Raw genomic sequence first — 19158 nt, 5'->3', positions numbered from 1 at the left:
GGGGGGTAATCATAATCATTTGAATAAAAAAAAGCCTCTTTATGAGGCTGTGTCTGTTTTGACTATATAACAAGGGGTGTATTTGGTTCCTGGTAGTTTCATTCGGCCTTGTTTGACAAAAGCACCTAGTAATTTATCTAAAGGTTTCATAATTGATGGTTCACCTGATATTTCAAACGGTCCATGTTTTTCTATGGCATTCACGCCTTGAGCTTTCACATTTCCCGCAACTATCCCAGAAAATGCTCGACGTAAATTCGCTGCTAGTTTGTGAGTGGGCATATCTTTATATAAACGAAGGCTAGCCATATTTTCATGGGTGGGCTCAAATGGAACTTGAAAATCATGATCTATTTTAATCGCCCAATTATAATGAAATGCATCGGAATTTATTTTTCTATAATCTTCAACTGCTTGCATGCCCACTTTCATTTCTTTAGATACTTGTTCTGGGTTATCAATTATGATTTTGTAATGTTGCTGCGCTTCAAAACCTAATGTGGTATTGATGAATTCGTGCAATTGCTGGAAATATTTTTCGCTAGAAGCCGGACCCGTTAAAATTAGAGGGTAAGGTATGTCTTTATTGTCAGGATGTAATAATATACCAAGAATATATAGAAGCTCTTCAGCGGTGCCTGCACCGCCAGGAAAAATCAATATTCCATGCCCAAGGCGTACAAAAGCTTCTAGGCGCTTTTCGATATCTGGCATGATTACTAATTCATTAACAATTGGGTTGGGTGCTTCTGCTGCAATAATCCCCGGCTCAGTTAATCCAATATAACGTGCATTATAAATTCGTTGTTTTGCATGAGAAATAGTGGCCCCTTTCATTGGGCCTTTCATGACTCCAGGTCCACAACCTGTACAAATATTTAATCCGCGTAAACCAAGCTCATGACCAACGGCCTTAGTGTATTCATATTCTTCTCTGACAATGGAGTGACCGCCCCAGCAAACAACGATATTAGGCAATCGACCTGCTTTTAAAGCATTTGCATTTCGTAAAAGGTGAAAAACATAATTTGTAATATCATCACTTTGTTCTAAGGGGAGCGGATTCATTTGTAATTTAGCTTGAGTAAAAACCAAATCACGTAAACAGCTAAATAACATTTCTCGAGTAGATGCGATCATTTGACCATCAACAAAAGCCGAGGAGGGGGCGTTGGTTAATTGTAATTTTAATCCGCGATCTTCTTGTTTGATTTCAATATCAAAGTCTTCATATTGTGCCAGTAAAATTTTCGCATCGTCGCATTCAGAGCCGACATTTAAGATCGCCAATGAACAAGATCGAAAAATTTCATATAAACTGCCTTCTCCTGTTTTTTTAAGAAGTAACACCTCTCGTTGCGAAAGCATTTCCATCGAGCGTTTTGGTGTAATGGATGCACTTAACTTGTGGTCTGACATAAAAACTCCCTTATTTGCCTTATTTTTGTTATTTATATACACGTTTGCATTTAAGTTTAGCAAAAATATTACAAACCATCACAATTCCAGACAAATAGTTATTTAGAGCTGATAATTTGCTTCAAAGATTTGTACAAAGTTTTACGAGATTTGACTATAAATTGTGGTTTACGTTGCTGTAAATCTGCTTTTTGTTTTTCTTTATCATTCTTTTCTTGCTCTTTTAGTGTAGCGCGAATCAATTGACGTAATGATTGTATGTCTTGAGGTTGAAATTCAGTAATAAAATCAGTTAAGGAGTCTGGTTGAGTTAATAATAATTCTCGCCACCTTTCAACTTCAGAGGATACTTGTTGAAATACCGTACTGCTGGAATCTAATAAATCTAGTTGTTTTTCAATTTCGGCAATATCGGCAGATCGCATTAATCGACCAACAAATTGAGCATGGCGACGTTTTGCCTCATGACTTGGAATGCGTTTACTTTCTTCTAATGCGGTCAGAAGTCGATCAGAAAGTGGAAAATTTTTCCAATAACCTTCTTTAACTTCCATTAAACGGATACCCAAATCTTGAAGCAATTGTGCTTCTTTTTTAATTTGGGTTTTGCTGATGATTTCTTCTTCATCATCATCTAAATATTCAAAATCACTCATAAAATAGCCTAACTGTAATTAACTCAACAAGACAATACTTGCTAAGCCTAAAAAAATAAAAGTTCCAACTACATCAGTAATGGTCGTTAAAATTACGCCACCTGATAATGCAGGGTCTATGCCTTTCTTTTTAAGATAAATGGGTAGAAGGGTGCCTGTAATGACCGCAATAATCAAATTTATCCAAATGGCAACGCCAATAATAATGGATAATCCAATGGACGCTTTCCAAAAATATACGGCAATACCAATTACACTTGCCCATAATAAACCATTGTTAAATCCAACAATTAATTCGCGGCCAAGTAACCAGCGAATATTGTTTTTTGAAATGTGCCCCAATGCTAAACCACGAATGACAATCGTTAGTGTTTGAGTACCTGCTATGCCACCCATAGAAGGAGTGAGATTCATCAATACTGCTAGGGCAACAATTTCATCAAGGGTAGCTTCGAATAAAAACGCACAGGCAGAAGCAAATAGTGCAGTTAAAAGGTTGATACCTAACCAAAGAGCGCGTCTCTGCGAGCTTTTAAAAGCAGGTGAAAATGTATCTTCTTCTTCATCTAAGCCCGCAAAAGATAAAACAGTATGATCGGCTTGTTCGCGAATAACATCTAACACGTCATCCACTGTAATCCAGCCAACTAAAGTACCATCATTGGATACAACAGGCGCAGTAACATAGTCGTGACGTTCAAAAAGGTGGGCAACTTCATTTGAAGAGGTGTTAACTTTGATCCCTTCTATGTCCGAATTCATGACTTCACGTACAGTTAAATCTGGCTCATGAGTTAATAACTTACTTAAATGTAAAATACCAACCAGTTTTTCGTGTCGGCTAGTGACAAATACACAATCCATTTGTTCGGGTAAGTCTGAATGCCTACGTAAAAAACGTAAAACCACTTCTAGGGTGATATTTGCTCTTACACTGATGAAGTTTGTGTTCATCAAACCGCCTGCGCAATCTTCATCGTATGAAAGTAATACTTCCATATCTTTTCGATCTTTAGGGGTCATTACTCCAAGTACTTGATCCGAAATACGATCCGGTAACTGTTGAAGTATGTCGGCTAAATCATCGCGCTCTAAATCTTGCGTGGCGGTTTTGATCTTTTCGGGGGAAAGGTTTTTTAAAAATGATGCCTGTAATTCATCATTTAAATAAGGAATGATTTCATATTGAATCGATTCTGTTAAATTTTCCCATATGGCAATTCTTTGATTACTTGGGTTGGATTCAATTATATAAGCTAAATTTGAAGGATTAAGCTCTTGTTCGGTTAATTGTTTGAAAGCAGCAAAATTTTCTTCGAGAATCGATTGATTTAGAAGTAAAGAGTATTGTTCTAATTGCGATTGTTCAAAATGAGATGGCATAATTGAAGTGTAGTGGGCAAAAAACGCGTAAGTGTAGCGATTTGTAAGAGCAGAATAAAGAGAAAGAAAAAGAATCTATGAATATGGAAATAACGCTGGGTTATTCACCTTCATCAAAATAATTATTAAATATGGTTTTTATGGCATCTATTGCAGCTTGTTCGTCTTTTCCTTCAGCACTCACATCCAAAATAGTGCCTTTAGCTGCACCTAGCATCATTACAGTCATGATAGATTTTGCATTAGCGGTTTTGCCTGCTTTATCTAGAAGGATGTTTGAGCTAAATTGATTTGCTACTCCGACCAACTTGGCCGCTGCACGGGCGTGTAATCCAAGTTTGTTGATGACTTCTATTTTTGCTTCAATCAAAATTAATGTCCTAATTCCCTGTGGCGAACTTGAACATTTACATGTTTAGTTTGCATGCCCTTAGTTAATTTTTCTGCTAAATATACAGAACGGTGTTGGCCGCCTGTACATCCTATCGCAACTGTTAAATAAGATCGATTATTTTGTTCAAATTGAGGTATCCATTTTTCAATGAAGCTAAAAATATCAACATACATCTGACTTACTTCTGGCTGTTCCGATAAAAAGTCAATGATAGGCTGGTGTTGTCCTGTATAACTTCTAAGATCGGGATTCCAATAAGGATTAGGTAAACAGCGTACATCAAATACAAAATCAGCGTCGGTGGGAGCCCCGTGTTTAAACCCAAATGAGATAAATTGCAGAGAAAGGTGAGATTGTTCGTGTTTAATAACCCTGTCACGTATCACTGTTCTGAGTTGTTGTTCACTTAACTTTGATGTGTCGATTTTTAATTGAGAAAAATCTTCAAGCGGTTTGAGTATGTATTTTTCAATTTCAATGGCTTCAGATAAGGAGGTATTGTCATTTGTTAAGGGGTGGCGTCGACGATTTGTGCTGAATCGTTTAAATAATGTCTGAGGATCGGCATCTAAGAAAATTAAGTCAGTATCGATGTCTTGAGATAATTCATTATAAGTATGAGCGAATTTTTTTAATGACTTTGCGCTATTACGCGCATCGATACACAATGCAAGATTTTGAATGTCGTCATTTTCTTGTAAATTTTTAGGTAAATCCAACAGCATGGAAACTGGAAAATTATCGATACAGTGGAACTTAGCATCTTCTAATGCTTGTAATGCTGTACTTTTACCTGAACCTGAACGACCACTTAAAATGATTAATTTCATAATAATTAATTACTTAATAGTTCAAAAATTTTTGAAGAATCATTGCAGTCTCTTAAAGCGCTTAAAAAATCGGCTTGGCTGAATTTTTCTGCAATTGCTGCCAAGGTTTGAAGGTGTTCATTAGCGGCTTCAGTTGGAACAAGTAATACAAAAATCAAATCGACTTTTTGGCTATCAAGTGCATCAAAGTCAACAGGATCAGAAAGTTTAAAAAAACTTCCGATCACTTTGTCACAGTTATCTAAGCGGCAATGTGGCATGGCAACACCCATTCCAAATCCAGTGCTTCCAAGTTTTTCTCTTGCAATTAAATGATCAAAGATATGATTTTCATTTAATTGTGTGCAATTTTTAGCAATTTCATGACTAATACTTTGAATTGCGCGTTTTTTACTTGAGCCAAGATCCATGATGTAGGTTCTTTCGGCCGTTAATATATTTTTAAGTTGAATCATAATACAGTCACTAACTCAATCCGTTACATTAAACTTTTTCGTTCATTTGAAGGTGGAATATGCATCGCTTCACGATACTTTGCAATGGTTCTTCGTGCAACTTTAATTCCCTGCTGATCTAATAATGTTGCTAATTTGCTATCACTATAAGGTTTTTTTGTGTTTTCTTCGCTGATTATTTTTTTAATCATTGCTCGAATCGCCGTTGAACTGCACTCTCCGCCATTTGCAGTGGAAACATGGCTAGAGAAGAAATATTTCAATTCAAAAATACCTCTTGGGGTGTGCATGTATTTTTGAGTAGTAACCCTTGAAATGGTGGATTCATGCATGTCGACATCAAGTGCGATATCATGCAATACCAATGGTTTCATAGCTTCTTCGCCATAATCTAGAAATCCACGTTGATGTTCAACAATTTTTGTTGCTACTTTAAGTAACGTTTCATTTCTGCTATGTAAAGATTTAATAAACCACTTGGCATCACTTAAATTTGTTTTTAAATAATCATTATCACTTGAAGCATCATTACGTTTGATTAACTCAGCATACCCACTATTAATGTGTAATTTTGGCGCGATATCTGGATTTAATTCTACTAGCCATTTATTGTTTTCGATATCTTTACGAACAAATACATCTGGAACAACATATTGGGCTTGGTCTTCGGAAATACTGTCCCCTGGGCGAGGGTTAAGCGATTGTATGAGTACTAAAATAGATTGCAACTCAGTATCTTTAAATTTTGTTTTACGTAAGATGTTTTGATAATCACGAGAACCTAATTGAGGAAGGAAGTCTTTAACAATCAATTTCGCTTGTTCTAAATATTCTGTTTGAAGAGGCAGTTGCTTTAGTTGAATTGTTAGGCAGTCACTTAAATCTATGGCGCACACACCAGGTGGATCGAATTGTTGCACCCTATGAAGAACGGCTTCTAGTTCATCTAATTCAAGCATTTGTTCTTCATTCATACCTTCTTCATTTAATTCATTTGAAAGGCCTGAGAAAATTTCTTCAATTGTGGATTTTAAATATCCGTCATTTCCACAGGATTCAATTATCGATTCAGCAATGATTCGATCACGAGTATTCATCGGGGTTAAGTTTAATTGCCAAAATAAGTGATCTTGTAAATCCTCAGTTTCACTTCGAAAGCTATCAAAATTAATATCGTCACCAGAAGGTGCTGACATATTTGTGGGTAGATTTGGATAAATATCGTCCCATGAAGTATCAACCGCTAATTCGTCAGGGATATTTTCTTCCCATTGTGAATCTGTTTCTTCTATTTTATTGGGTTCGGATATTTCATTTTCAGCACTTTTTTGTGAATTTTGATCTTGTTCATTGTTATTTGCAGAAGGCTCTTCGTCATTTACTTCAAGCATTGGATTGGATTCAAGTACTTGTTGGATCTCTTGTTGCAAATCGAGCGTGGAAAGTTGTAATAAACGGATGGCTTGTTGAAGCTGGGGAGTCATCGTAAGATGCTGGCCCATTTTTAATTGAAGTGAAGTTTTCATATTTTATTATAATTACTCTGATTACAACGTAAACTGTTCGCCTAAATAAATATCTTTAACTAATTGGTTTTGCAAAACGCTGTTTGCATCGCCACTAGCAATAATGTGACCATTACCGACAATATACGCTTTTTCACAGATATCAAGCGTTTCTCGCACATTATGATCAGTAATTAACACACCGATGCCTTTGTTGCTTAATTGTTTGACGATATCTTTAATATCGTTTACAGAAATAGGATCGACACCTGCAAAGGGTTCATCAAGTAAAATAAATGCAGGATCCATCGCTAATGCACGAGCAATTTCAACCCGTCTTCTTTCTCCGCCGGACAATGCCATGCCAAGCGATTTACGTATATGTTGAATATTAAACTCATTCAATAATGATTCAAGCTTTTGTTTTTGTTCAGTTTTACTAAAATTCTTTCTTGTTTGAAGTATAGCTAAAATATTATCTTCAACTGATAATTTTCTAAAAACGCATGCTTCTTGAGGTAAGTACCCTAGCCCTTTTTGAGCTCGAATATGCATTGGTTGTTGACTGATGTCTATATTATTGATGAAAATTTGACCTTTATCCTGATTCACCAAACCTACTATCATATAAAAACATGTAGTTTTCCCCGCACCATTGGGACCTAGTAAACCGACAACTTGCCCTTGTTCAACTTCAATAGACACATCAATAACAACCGGGCGTTTGGAATAGGTCTTTGCTAAATTTTTAGCGATTAAAGTACGTGTACTCATTGCACTATCTCTTGTGAATCATAAACCGTTTCACAAAAACTATCGGGCTTGGACAGGTCACTTGAACATTCCCTAGTTGATCCATCAAGTGCATAGGTGATTTTATGACCTTTAGTGTAGTTGGTGCCAAAAGTGATTTTGGCATGGGTTTGAGCAATAATGAGCCCTGTGATGACTTCATAGGTAATGTGATCAGCAGTAACAACGATGCGTTGTTGTTTTTCATTGGTTAATTCAATCTGAGCAGGGCTGCCTTTTACATCCAAAAATTGAGTGGTGCTGGTTTCTAGATCGCGGTGATCTTCTAAAATATCTCCAATTATTTTAATTTCCGCATTGCTTGCTACTGCTTTTAAATGAATGGTTAAAAGCTCATTTTCTAATTCGCGGATGCTTGTTGATTTTGCAAGAATTTGGAATGTTTGCGCAAAAATTACCGGGCTGATTACTAAAAAAGACACAATTAAAAAAAATGATCTAAGTAGTGAACAGAAGTGTTTTTTATTTTTAAAAGTCATAATGAGTTGTCGCCTTCTAAAACATTAAATCTTACGTTATTATGAAGTTGGATATCGATTTTATTTGAAATCAAACTAACATCGAACCCTGTCGCTTCAGTTGTATTATCTTGTTGCCAAATAATAATGTCCGCATCACTAGATGCAGTATTATTGATGACATCATAATTTAACCAATCAGTATTAAAAGAAATTTCAGAACCAATTGTTCGATTACCTTCTACGTTTCCAATCACTTCAATAATATTTGGTTGGTTGATTTGTGCTTGATCTGAAGTAATGACCCAATTTAAAACAGAGGACTGGCTTTTTTGGTTATGTTGTTTTGAGAAAAAATAAAACTGAGGGTTTGAAAATTCTTGTTTGTTTGAATTATATTGAGTAAATACTTCAGCTTTGATGTCGATTTTTTTTACCCCTATTTCATCATATTGTGTCTGATATATGTTGATTGCACTCAATTTAATGTCACTTGCGCTATTTTTAGGAATTAAATCAGTATCATTGATATTTGATTGTTTAAAATTAAATACAATTAATGTGTAGCTGATACAAATAATGATGCCATAAATAAAAAGTTTTGAAAATTGAGACTTTGTTATCACGCAACCCCCGCTCTTATTAAATCGTGTAAATGTATAATTCCAGCAATGTTTTGATCTGAATCGACACAAATTAAGCTAGTTATACTTTTTTCTTCCATTTGAAATAAAGCTTGAGCGGCTAAAGTTTCCATGGATATTGTACTTGGCGCAGCGTGCATTACTTCATCAATTAACGATTCGTGAAATGATATATTTTGTGCAATTGAGCGTCTTAAATCGCCATCTGTATAAATACCAACAAGTTGATCCTGAGCATCAACTACACAGGTCATACCTTTGCCTTTTGCGCTCATTTCTAACAATGCGTCAGTAAAGCTATCCCCTAAGCATACTTTAGGGATTTGATCGCCGGTGGCCATAATTTGGCTGACTTTTAATAGTAGTTTTTTACCCAAAGAACCGCCAGGATGAGAAAACGCAAAATCATCGGCACTGAAACCACGTGCTTCCATTAATGCTATAGCTAATGCATCACCTAACACTAATGTCGCCGTTGTACTTGATGTCGGCGCAAGATTTAAAGGGCAGGCTTCTTGGGTCACTTGGTTATTTAAATGAAAGTCACTGGCTTGAGCTAGGGTCGAATCATTTTTACTAGTGATAGATATCAATTTAACTCCCATTCTTTTTAATAATGGGATAATAGATACCACTTCTTGAACTTCACCTGAATTAGAAAGTGCGATGACAATATCTTTGCTTGTAATCATCCCCATATCACCATGACTGGCTTCTCCTGGGTGGACAAATGAGCATGGAGTGCCAGTACTTGCAAAGGTTGCGGCCATTTTATTGCCAATATGTCCTGATTTACCCATACCAGTGACAATTACTCGCCCTTGGCAATTTAAAATTAATTGGCAGGCGTTCAGGAAATCTTCAGTTATACTTTGCGATAATGATGCTATGGCTTTAGCTTCTAAATCAATAGTTCGAAGCGCGCTTTTTGAGAAGTCGAAATTAGTCATAAAAATTCATAAGTGTCATATTAGTAGTTGAGCTTGATGATACCTTAATATAAGCTTTTGCTGAACCAGTTATCGATCTACAGGAATATAAAAAATGAAAAAAATAATTATCGCGTTATCTACATTGCTTGCTTTGGTTTCATTTAGTTGGGCAGAAACAGAGATTGTACCTGCTGAAAAAGCAGTAGAAGATGGTGTTAATATGGTGCTATCTACCATAGAAAGCAATATTGGTGCTTCAGGTGGAATCGAAAATCAACAAGAATTCATTGATATCATGATAGAGCAATTAAAACCGGTGATTGGATTTCAACAGATTGCAACTAAAGTAATGGGCAGTTTTTATAAGGATGCGACTAGAGAACAAAAAATACGCTTTATTACTGCATTTACTCATTCAATGGTTCAAACTTATGCAGCAGGCATGGTTAATTTTGTTGGTTATGACGTTAAAATTGTTTCAAGTCGTGATAATCAAAAAAATACTTATAAAAATACACGTATTTACTTAGATGTTATTTCACCTGATGGGCCTAAATATCCAATGGTTCAGTCTTTATATTATTCAAAGCGCAATGAGGCATGGTTGATTCAAAACATTGAATTTAACGGTATCAATTTGGGAATTATGTTCGCCAATCAATTTAATCAAGTGATGTCAGATAATGATAATGATTTAGATGCGGCCATCGATGCATGGGTAAAAACCACTCAAGATTCTTACGAGCAAACCAGCTTTAGAGACAAATAATAACGAATTAAAAATAAATAGAACTAATTTAAAAAACACATATCTTTTCAGGTATGTGTTTTTTTTGTTTCAAAAAAGCTAAAATTGGTCGTTTTTTATTAAATTACAGAGAATTGCTATGTCACCGCAACAAGTTAAAGAGTTATTATTAAGTCAATTTGAAGATCAACATGTTAGTGTGGAAGGTGAGGGCGCTAAGTTTCATGTCACTATCAAAAGCGATAAATTCAAAGGGTTAATGCCAGTTAAGCGTCAGCAATTAGTTTACGGTTGTTTAAATGATGTCATTGCCTCTGGTGAAGTTCACGCAGTCACAATGTCGCTTTCAACCGAATCATAAGGCAATAAAATGGATAAGTTATTAATTTCTGGTGGGGCTAAATTAAATGGCTCCATTCGTATTTCCGGTGCCAAAAATGCTGCATTGCCAATTTTAGCTGCAACATTATTGTCAAAAGAACCGATTGTTTTATCAAATTTACCGCATCTTCATGATGTGACCACCATGATTGAGTTGCTTGGCACTATGGGGGTTGAAGTAATTATCAATGAAGATATGAGTGCACAAATATGTGCAAAACCGTTACATAGCGTAACGGCTCCTTATGAGTTGGTGAAAACCATGCGCGCTTCGGTTGTTGTGTTGGGGCCGTTACTTGCTCATTACGGTGAGGCTAATGTGTCGTTACCTGGTGGTTGTGCAATTGGCTCTAGGCCTGTTGATTTACATATCCGTGGATTAGAAGCGCTGGGTGCAACCATTAAAGTTGAAGATGGCTTTATCAAAGCTAAAAGCAATGGTCGTTTAAAGGGTGCTAAGATTTTATTCGATATGGTTTCTGTTGGTGCAACTGAAAATGTATTGATGGCCGCTGTTTTAGCAGAGGGCATAACTATATTAGAAAATGCTGCTCGTGAACCTGAAGTGATTGATTTGGCGAATTTACTCATTGCAATGGGTGCCAAAATCACGGGACATGGAACAGATAAAATAACAATAGAAGGGGTGGAGTCTCTTCATGGTTGTGAATATAGTGTGATGCCTGATCGCATAGAAACGGGTACTTATCTCGTTGCAGCGGCAATGACTGGTGGAAAAATTACATTAAAAGATACGGACCCAACAACATTAGATGCAGTGATAATGAAGCTTGAAGAAGCGGGATTGCATATTGAAATCAAAGGTGATGTGATTGTTGCAGATATGACAGATCGAGTGCTTAAGTCTGTTGATGTGACAACGGCTCCATATCCTGCTTTTCCTACTGATATGCAAGCGCAATTTTGTGTGATGAATGCCGTGGCAAATGGTGTCAGTACAATTAAAGAAACTGTTTTTGAAAATCGTTTTATGCATATTGATGAATTAATTCGAATGGGCTGTGACGCTAAAATCAACGGTAACACAGTGGTCATTACTGGTGTGAAACAATTAAAGGCTGCGCCAGTTATGGCAACCGATTTACGTGCATCCGCAAGTTTGGTATTAGGCGGATTAGTGGCAACAGGCGAAACATCAATGGATCGTATTTACCATATTGATCGTGGTTATGAGTGCATTGAAGAGAAATTACGCCAATTAGGTGCAAAAATTACAAGAGTGGTAGGAAAATAGCAGTATGTCCAAAATAAGCATTAATGAATTAAATTATAACGATGCCGATTTTAAAGCGCGCTTAGGTGGGTTTTTATCAATGGATGAAGTGGCGGATACTGATCTGCTTAGTCGTGTGGATCAAATTCTAGCTGACGTAAAAAAACGTGGCGATGATGCAGTGATTGAATATACCAATCGATTTGATCGTTTAAATGTAAGTTCTATTAGTGAACTTGCCTTAAAGCCTGCTGATTTTGAAGTATCGTTTAATAAGTTAAACGACGAAGAAAAACATACTTTAGTTGAGTCCGCTAAGCGCATTCGTGATTACCATGAGAAGCAAAGCTTTGAATCTTTTGAATATCAAGACGCACTTGGAAACACTTTAGGCCAAAAAGTCACCCCTATTGAGCGAGTAGGGTTGTATGCACCCGCAGGTCTTGCGCCGTTGGCTTCTTCTGTTCTAATGAATGCGATTCCTGCAAAAGTGGCCGGTGTAAAAGATTTGATTATGATGTCGCCTTCTCCTGATGGAAAAGTGAATGACTTTTTATTAGGGGCGGCGCATGTTGCTCAAGTGGATGAACTGTATTGTATTGGTGGCGCTCAAGCCATAGCTGCATTTGCTTATGGTACTCAATCCATTAAAAAAGTAGATAAAATTACAGGTCCTGGTAATGCGTATGTTGCCACTGCCAAGCAAAAAGTTTTTGGCGCGGTTGGCATTGATATGGTGGCAGGTCCATCTGAAATATTAGTCATCTGTGATGGTAAAACCGATCCGGATTGGATTGCCATGGATATGTTCTCTCAAGCTGAACATGATGCCGATGCGCAATCTATTTTAGTGACTCAAGATGCAATGTTTGCAAAAGCAGTCATCGCGAGCATGGAAAAACTAATAGATGAAATGCCAAGACATGAGATCATAAAGCAATCTTTAAAAGATCGTGGATTGGTGATTGTGGTCGATAACGATGAGCAAGCCATTGAAGTGGGTAATATCGTTGCAGCAGAGCATGTTGAAATATCCGTTGAAGACACGCAAAAATTTGTAGATGGTATCCATCATGCAGGTGCGATGTTTGTTGGAAGGTATTCAGCTGAAGCCCTTGGTGATTATGCAGCGGGTCCAAATCATGTATTACCAACATCAGGTACAACAAGATTCAGCTCACCGCTAAGTGTGTATGACTTTCAAAAACGTACTTCGATTATTAACTGTTCGCAAAATGGCGCTAAAGAAGTGGCCAAACTTGCAGAAAGTTTTGGTTACAGTGAAGGGCTTCAAGCTCATGCTAAAAGTGCTGCATACCGTAAATAATTAAGTTTATTTTTTGAACCACCATCCTGAATCGTCACCAATATGGCTGGCGATCTTTTCATAAAAAGGCGCAAAATCCACTTGTTTTGGAAATTGCGCTAACTTTCTTTTAAACGCCACATCATTTTGTAATAACAAAAATAGATTCACGAAATGAATGTGTTTTTTCTTACAAAATTCCTGCATATTTGTATTTAATCGTTTTATGCGCTGATTCGTTTCAGGGTCTAAAACCGGAGTCGGGCCTAATAATAAACACTTAGCCTTGGGTTTTAAAAACTCAAACATTGCCGTTAAGTTTTCAATGGTTTGGGTTAAAGGCACCGCTGCTTTTCCTGCTCTTGCGTAGGTGTCATACATGCCTGTGTGAATCACAACAAAACAATGATCATCTTCAAAAAATCGTAAATTCCATTCCATTTCTAAACGTGAATGCAACTGCTCGCTTGTTTCATTTAAAATGCCCAAATTATGATATTGAATATCTGGGTTTTTCTTAGTGGCCATCATATTTAAACGGCCTGTCCAACCAATGGTGGTTGGGTCATATGGATTTAAAATAAGTGAGTCACCAATAAACAGTAAATGTTCACGAGTTCGAACGGGCGGCTTTATCATGGCTAATTATCTAAGTAGTGTTCTTTAAATCTAGACAATAAATCCAATAATCACCATAAAGCTGTTTTTGCCCGACAAAAACCTTAAAAAAACTGGCGACAAGCAAGGCTCTTGCGTAAACTAGGCTCGTATTTTACTCTGGTTAGGGAACCTAATTTATGATTATCAAACCAAAAGTTCGTGGTTTTATTTGTACAACTGCTCACCCAGTGGGCTGTGCTCAAAATGTTAAAGAGCAAATTCAATATGTTAAAGATAATACGCCTGCTCAAAAAGGCCCAAAAAATGTATTAGTACTTGGTTGTTCTGCAGGTTATGGATTAGCTTCAAGAATTACAGCTGCATTTGGTTCTGGCGCGAACACATTAGGTGTTCAATTTGAAAAACCGCCAACAGAGCGCAAAACTGCAAGTGCGGGTTACTACAATACCGTTGCTTTAGAAAAAGAAGCAAAAGCTGCCGGTCTTTATGCACATACGTTTAACTTAGATGCATTCAGTCACGAAGCTAAGCAAACCGTTATTGACGAAATCAAAGCAAGCATGGGCAAAATCGACTTAGTTGTTTACTCATTAGCAGCACCTCGTCGTAAAGATCCAGATTCAGATCAAATTTTTAGCTCAACACTTAAGCCAATTGGTAAAAGTGTGACACGCAAAAACTTAAACACTGATACAAAAGTGGTAAGTGACATTACACTAGAGCCTGCAAGTGCTGAAGAAATTCAAGGTACCATTGATGTAATGGGCGGCGCGGATTGGGAACTTTGGATAGATGCATTAACCAAAGCTGACGTATTAGCGCAAGATGTTAAAACAACCGCTTACACGTACATTGGCGAGCAATTAACTTGGCCAATCTACAAAGGCGCAACGATCGGTAAAGCCAAAGAAGATTTAGATCGTGCAGCCAAAGCAATTTCTGAAAAACTAAAAGGTGCTTACAATGGCGCAGCTTATGTTTCAGTATTAAAAGCAGTAGTGACACAAGCGTCTTCAGCGATTCCAGTTATGCCTTTATACCTGTCTATTTTGTTCAAAGTAATGAAAGAAGACGGATCACACGAAGGGTGTATCGAACAAGTTCACGGTTTATTCAAAGACGAAATGTATGATGATTCTGCATTAACCCTTGATGAAGATGGCCGTATCCGTATGGACTTAAAAGAGCTACGTCCTGAGATTCAATCAAAAGTGGAAGCGTTGTGGGATAAATGTACCACTGAAACCTTTGAAGAATTATCTGACTTCAAAGCATACCAAGAAGAGTTCTTCCGTTTATTCGGTTTTGGAATTGATGGGGTTGATTATGAGGAAGATGTTGAAACGTTAGTTTAACTATTAATGTGAATGTTTTTAATATACATAAATTTAAAAGAGCCTACTTGAAAAAATAGGCTCTTTTTTTTTGTTCAAAAATTGAAATTATAATTTAGATTCTAATTCTGGCAACACATCAAAAAGATCAGCCACAAGACCATAATCCGCCACTTGAAATATCGGTGCATCGGGATCTTTATTAATCGCCACAATCACTTTTGAGTCCTTCATGCCTGCTAAATGTTGAATGGCTCCCGAAATACCCACCGCAATATATAAATCAGGCGCAACGATTTTACCCGTTTGCCCAACTTGTAAATCATTAGGTACAAAACCCGCATCAACCGCAGCACGTGAAGCGCCCACTGCCGCGCCTAATTTGTCAGCGACTCTTTCAAGCATGGCGAAGTTTTCGCCATTTTGCATGCCTCGTCCACCTGAAATCACAATAGGTGCACTGGTTAATTCTGGTCTTGTTGATTCACTAATTTGCGCGCTGACAAAACTGACTTTTGAATCACCAGGTGTGTAATCTATTGAATCCACATTTGCACAACTGCCTGATTCAACTGCGTCAAAAGCGGTGGCACGAACAGTTAATATTTTTTTAGGACTATTGACTTTTACTTTTGCTAAAACGTTACCTGCATAAAATGATCGCTTAAAAGTATCGTCACCTAATATTTCAATGACGTCAGATACTTGTTCGGTATCTAATAACGCGGCCACTCTTGGTAATACATTTTTACCCTGCATCGAAGTATTGGCGATTATGTGAGTGTAATCATTTGCGACACTCACCACTAAAGGCGCGACATTTTCTGCGGTAATATGCTCAAAGCCTGAATGAATCACTGAAATAATTTTATCAATGGATGATAATTTTTTAGCTTGCTCCAATGCGCTATCATCGTGACTTGCGATTAACACATGAATGTCACCGGATATTTTTTGAGCCGCGCCTATTAATTTAGCAACACCTGCATCTAAGTGTCCCTGAACAACATCGGCAATAATTAAAGTACTCATGCAATCACCTTCGCTTCATTTTTTAATTTATTAATAAGTTCATCAACGTCTGCAACTTTTACACCTGCCGTGCGTTTTGATGGCGCCATGACTTCTAAAATTTCGACGGCTGATGCTTCAGATACTTCATATTCATTTAACATGGTTTTATCTAAGGGTTTTTTCTTGGCTTTCATGATGTCTGGTAATTTTGCAAAACGAGGCTCGTTTAAACGCAAATCCGTTGTGATCACACAGGGGAATCCACCTTTTAATGTTTCTAACCCAGTATCAACTTCTCGAGTCACTTCAACGCTGTCACCATTGACATTTACTTCACTAGCAAAGGTAAACTGAGCGCAATCCATGAGCGCCGCCAGCATTTGTCCTGTTTGGTTATTGTCAGAGTCTATGGATTGTTTGCCTAAAAACACCATTTGCGCACCTTCTTTTTGCGCGATTTGTTTTAATACTTTTGCGACTGCTAATGATGATAATTTTGCATCCGTTTGAATTAACATCGCGCGATCCGCACCTAGCGCTAACGCCGAGCGTAACTGCTCTGTCGATTTTTCATTACCAATACTGACAACAATAATTTCGTCAATCGCCTTTTTGGCTTTTAAGCGAATCGCTTCTTCGACGGCAATTTCACAAAATGGATTCATGGACATTTTACAGTTGGCAAGCTCAACCGCTGTCCCTTGATCATTTGGGCGTGCTTTGACGTTATAGTCCAACACACGTTTAATGGCGACCAATGCTTTCATTGTTTTATCTCATCTAAAAAATGGGTATTTAAAAGTATAGTAGAGATTTGAGAATTTACATTTCATTACACAAAATAAATTTAGGTCTTTACGTGCTGTCACTCGAGGCTTGCATCAGGTAAAATGCGTCTCTTTTTAATATCGTGACTTGTTCGGAACCCATTATGTCAAATACTAGAAGCATCCTTATTACCAGTGCATTGCCTTATGCTAACGGCCCTATCCATTTAGGCCACATGCTAGAGCATATTCAAACCGACGTTTGGGTTCGATTCCAAAAAAGCCGTGGACACCAATGTATTGCTGTTTGTGCCGATGATACTCACGGAACAGCCGTTATGCTTCGCGCTGAAAAAGAGAACAAAACACCTGAAGAGCTTATTGCTGGCATCAGCGAAGAGCACCAAAAAGATTTTCGTGATTTTCAAGTAGAATATGACAACTACTATTCGACCCACTCTGAAGAAAACAAAACCCTGTCTCATTACATTTATAACCAGTGTAAAGAAAAAGGCCACATTGCTTCTCGTAGCATCAAACAAGCCTTTGACCCTGAAAAGAACTTATTCTTAGCGGATCGTTTTATTAAAGGCACCTGCCCTAAATGTAAAGCGGAAGATCAATATGGCGATAACTGCGAAGTATGTTCCGCTACTTATGCCCCTGCTGATTTAATCAATCCTAAATCTGCCATTTCTGGCGCGACGCCCATTGAAAAAGAATCGGAACATTTCTTCTTCAAATTACCTGATTTCACAGGCATGCTAAAAACGTGGACACGCTCAGGCGCGTTACAAGATTCAGTTGCTAATAAATTAGCAGAATGGTTAGACAGTGGATTACAAGAATGGGACATCAGCCGTGATGCGCCATATTTTGGTTTTGAGATTCCTGGTGAGCCGGGTAAATATTTCTACGTTTGGCTAGATGCACCGATCGGTTACATGTCTAGCTTCAAAAACCTTTGTGATAGAACCGAAGGTTTAGAATTTGATACATTCTGGAAAGAAGGCAGTGACACTGAGCTTTATCATAATATCGGTAAAGACATCATTAACTTCCATGCGTTATTTTGGCCAGCAATGTTGGAATGTGCGGGTTTTAGAAAACCAACCGGTGTTTGGGCGCATGGTTATGTCACCGTAAATGGCGAAAAAATGAGCAAGTCTCGTGGGACGTTCATTAAAGCTGAAACCTATTTAAAACACTTACCAGCGCAAGCTTTACGTTATTACTATGCCGCTAAATTAAACAGCACAGTAGGCGATTTAGATTTAAACCTTGATGATTTTGTTCAACGTGTAAACAGTGACTTAGTTAATAAGTTTGTTAACATCGCAAGCCGTACAGCTAAGTTCATTCAAAATGGCGCAGGTGTATTATCTGCGCAACTTGATGATCAAGAAATGTACGACAATTTTGTTGCGAAAGGCGACGAGATTGCAGATTTGTATGAGCGTCGTGAATTTAGCCAAGCAATGCGTGAAATTATGGCACTTGCTGATATCGCCAATGCTTACATTCATGAAAATGCACCTTGGCAATTAGTGAAAACTGAAGGTAGCGAAGAAAAAGTACAAGCCGTGTGCACACAAGCATTAAACATGTTCAAAGTGTTAATTACCTATTTAAGTCCTGTTTTACCTGAAACGGCTCAAGACAGTATTGAGTTTTTAAACGTTGAAAACTTAAACTGGGACACTGTGGCAACACCGTTGTTATCTCATAAAATCAACGAATTCAAACCGATGATTAATCGTATTGACGGCAAAACCGTTGCGAAATTGGTTGAAGCGTCAAAAGAAGATGTAGCTGCTGAATTAGGTAAAAAGCCTGAAAAAGAGAGTAACAAAGACAAAGCCTCTAAAAAATCAAAGAAAAAAGACATGGGTCCACCAGCGGTTATTGAATTTGATGATTTTGCTAAAATTGATTTACGCGTTGCGAAAGTAATTGAGGCTAACCACGTTGAAGGCGCTGATAAATTATTGCAGTTAACCCTTGATGTGGGCGAAGAAAAAACGAAGAACGTATTTTCGGGGATCAAAAGTCATTACCAACCTGAAGAATTAGTAGGTAAAAACTTAGTGTTTGTTTATAACTTAGCACCAAGAAAAATGAAGTTTGGTATGTCAGAAGGCATGGTATTAGCGGCAGGTGAGAAAAAAGATCTTTGGATTTTAGAATCTAACGAAGACGCTAAGCCTGGTACTAAAATCAGTTAATTATCTAATTTCAAAACATAAAAAAAGCCTCATTTGAGG

General features: G+C 37.4%; 20 protein-coding genes. 6 read left to right on the top strand and 14 right to left on the bottom strand.

Going from position 1 to position 19158, the window contains the following annotated elements:
- Window positions 1-39 precede the first annotated feature (39 nt).
- The 11 genes from ppnN to TYM08_RS12825 all read right to left on the bottom strand — a co-directional run bounded on the left by ppnN (window position 40) and on the right by TYM08_RS12825 (window position 9507).
- A complete protein-coding gene (gene ppnN / locus TYM08_RS12875; protein ID WP_422379552.1) occupies window positions 40-1419 on the bottom strand; it encodes a nucleotide 5'-monophosphate nucleosidase PpnN in 1380 nt (459 codons plus the stop codon).
- 98 nt (window positions 1420-1517) lie between these two features.
- On the bottom strand, window positions 1518-2075 hold the full coding sequence (gene yjgA / locus TYM08_RS12870) for a ribosome biogenesis factor YjgA (RefSeq protein ID WP_422379551.1): 558 nt from the start codon (window positions 2073-2075) through the stop codon (window positions 1518-1520).
- Between the two features lie 18 nt (window positions 2076-2093).
- Window positions 2094-3458 (bottom strand): magnesium transporter, encoded by a 1365-nt coding sequence (mgtE, locus tag TYM08_RS12865; RefSeq protein ID WP_422379550.1) that lies wholly within the window; start codon window positions 3456-3458, stop codon window positions 2094-2096.
- Window positions 3459-3558: 100 nt separating this feature from the next.
- Entirely contained in the window at window positions 3559-3828 is a 270-nt protein-coding gene (locus TYM08_RS12860; protein ID WP_422379549.1) for an HPr family phosphocarrier protein, read from the bottom strand.
- A 2-nt stretch (window positions 3829-3830) separates the two neighbouring features.
- The gene (gene rapZ, locus TYM08_RS12855; RefSeq protein ID WP_422379548.1) at window positions 3831-4682 is read right to left on the bottom strand and encodes an RNase adapter RapZ; all 852 of its coding nucleotides are present in this window, start codon (window positions 4680-4682) and stop codon (window positions 3831-3833) included.
- 5 nt (window positions 4683-4687) lie between these two features.
- Window positions 4688-5137 (bottom strand): PTS IIA-like nitrogen regulatory protein PtsN, encoded by a 450-nt coding sequence (ptsN, locus tag TYM08_RS12850; protein WP_422379547.1) that lies wholly within the window; start codon window positions 5135-5137, stop codon window positions 4688-4690.
- A gap of 23 nt (window positions 5138-5160) precedes the next feature.
- The gene (locus tag TYM08_RS12845) at window positions 5161-6663 is read right to left on the bottom strand and encodes an RNA polymerase factor sigma-54 (RefSeq protein ID WP_422379546.1); all 1503 of its coding nucleotides are present in this window, start codon (window positions 6661-6663) and stop codon (window positions 5161-5163) included.
- Between the two features lie 21 nt (window positions 6664-6684).
- A complete protein-coding gene (gene lptB / locus TYM08_RS12840; protein WP_422379545.1) occupies window positions 6685-7416 on the bottom strand; it encodes an LPS export ABC transporter ATP-binding protein in 732 nt (243 codons plus the stop codon).
- Window positions 7413-7934 (bottom strand): LptA/OstA family protein, encoded by a 522-nt coding sequence (locus TYM08_RS12835; RefSeq protein WP_422379544.1) that lies wholly within the window; start codon window positions 7932-7934, stop codon window positions 7413-7415. Before TYM08_RS12835 ends, lptB begins: the two co-directional genes overlap by 4 nt.
- Complete coding sequence (gene lptC, locus TYM08_RS12830; protein ID WP_422379543.1) at window positions 7931-8539, bottom strand: LPS export ABC transporter periplasmic protein LptC; 609 nt, start codon at window positions 8537-8539, stop codon at window positions 7931-7933. The genes TYM08_RS12835 and lptC overlap by 4 nt, the downstream gene beginning before the upstream one ends.
- On the bottom strand, window positions 8536-9507 hold the full coding sequence (locus TYM08_RS12825) for a KpsF/GutQ family sugar-phosphate isomerase (protein ID WP_422379542.1): 972 nt from the start codon (window positions 9505-9507) through the stop codon (window positions 8536-8538). The genes lptC and TYM08_RS12825 overlap by 4 nt, the downstream gene beginning before the upstream one ends.
- A 94-nt stretch (window positions 9508-9601) precedes the next feature.
- Here TYM08_RS12825 and TYM08_RS12820 point away from each other — a divergent pair, with 94 nt between their 5' ends.
- The 4 genes from TYM08_RS12820 (at window position 9602) to hisD (ending at window position 13179) form a co-directional block, all read left to right on the top strand.
- Window positions 9602-10258, top strand: coding sequence for an MlaC/ttg2D family ABC transporter substrate-binding protein (locus TYM08_RS12820; RefSeq protein ID WP_422379541.1), 657 nt, complete (start codon window positions 9602-9604; stop codon window positions 10256-10258).
- Window positions 10259-10376: 118 nt separating this feature from the next.
- Window positions 10377-10598 (top strand): BolA family protein, encoded by a 222-nt coding sequence (locus TYM08_RS12815; protein ID WP_422379540.1) that lies wholly within the window; start codon window positions 10377-10379, stop codon window positions 10596-10598.
- 9 nt (window positions 10599-10607) lie between these two features.
- Window positions 10608-11873 (top strand): UDP-N-acetylglucosamine 1-carboxyvinyltransferase, encoded by a 1266-nt coding sequence (gene murA, locus TYM08_RS12810; RefSeq protein ID WP_422379539.1) that lies wholly within the window; start codon window positions 10608-10610, stop codon window positions 11871-11873.
- 4 nt (window positions 11874-11877) lie between these two features.
- Window positions 11878-13179, top strand: a complete 1302-nt coding sequence (hisD, locus tag TYM08_RS12805) for a histidinol dehydrogenase (protein WP_422379538.1) — start codon at window positions 11878-11880, stop codon at window positions 13177-13179.
- A 6-nt stretch (window positions 13180-13185) separates the two neighbouring features.
- On the opposite strand, the gene TYM08_RS12800 is transcribed toward hisD, so the two are convergent.
- On the bottom strand, window positions 13186-13797 hold the full coding sequence (locus tag TYM08_RS12800) for a GDSL-type esterase/lipase family protein (RefSeq protein WP_422379537.1): 612 nt from the start codon (window positions 13795-13797) through the stop codon (window positions 13186-13188).
- A gap of 158 nt (window positions 13798-13955) precedes the next feature.
- On the opposite strand from TYM08_RS12800, the gene fabV reads away from it, so the two are divergent.
- On the top strand, window positions 13956-15134 hold the full coding sequence (gene fabV / locus TYM08_RS12795; RefSeq protein ID WP_422379536.1) for an enoyl-ACP reductase FabV: 1179 nt from the start codon (window positions 13956-13958) through the stop codon (window positions 15132-15134).
- A gap of 87 nt (window positions 15135-15221) precedes the next feature.
- On the opposite strand, the gene TYM08_RS12790 is transcribed toward fabV, so the two are convergent.
- Together TYM08_RS12790 and TYM08_RS12785 are read right to left on the bottom strand one after the other, a co-directional pair.
- Window positions 15222-16145 (bottom strand): electron transfer flavoprotein subunit alpha/FixB family protein, encoded by a 924-nt coding sequence (locus TYM08_RS12790; protein ID WP_422379535.1) that lies wholly within the window; start codon window positions 16143-16145, stop codon window positions 15222-15224.
- The gene (locus tag TYM08_RS12785; protein ID WP_422379534.1) at window positions 16142-16894 is read right to left on the bottom strand and encodes an electron transfer flavoprotein subunit beta/FixA family protein; all 753 of its coding nucleotides are present in this window, start codon (window positions 16892-16894) and stop codon (window positions 16142-16144) included. Before TYM08_RS12785 ends, TYM08_RS12790 begins: the two co-directional genes overlap by 4 nt.
- A gap of 164 nt (window positions 16895-17058) precedes the next feature.
- Here TYM08_RS12785 and metG point away from each other — a divergent pair, with 164 nt between their 5' ends.
- Window positions 17059-19119 (top strand): methionine--tRNA ligase, encoded by a 2061-nt coding sequence (metG, locus tag TYM08_RS12780; RefSeq protein ID WP_422379533.1) that lies wholly within the window; start codon window positions 17059-17061, stop codon window positions 19117-19119.
- Window positions 19120-19158: the final 39 nt, after the last annotated feature.

It is taken from the genome of Marinicellulosiphila megalodicopiae, from assembly GCF_045862395.1.
Classification (GTDB): Bacteria; Pseudomonadota; Gammaproteobacteria; order Pseudomonadales; family Natronospirillaceae; genus Marinicellulosiphila; species Marinicellulosiphila megalodicopiae.
This window is presented reverse-complemented; position numbering and strand designations above follow the sequence as displayed.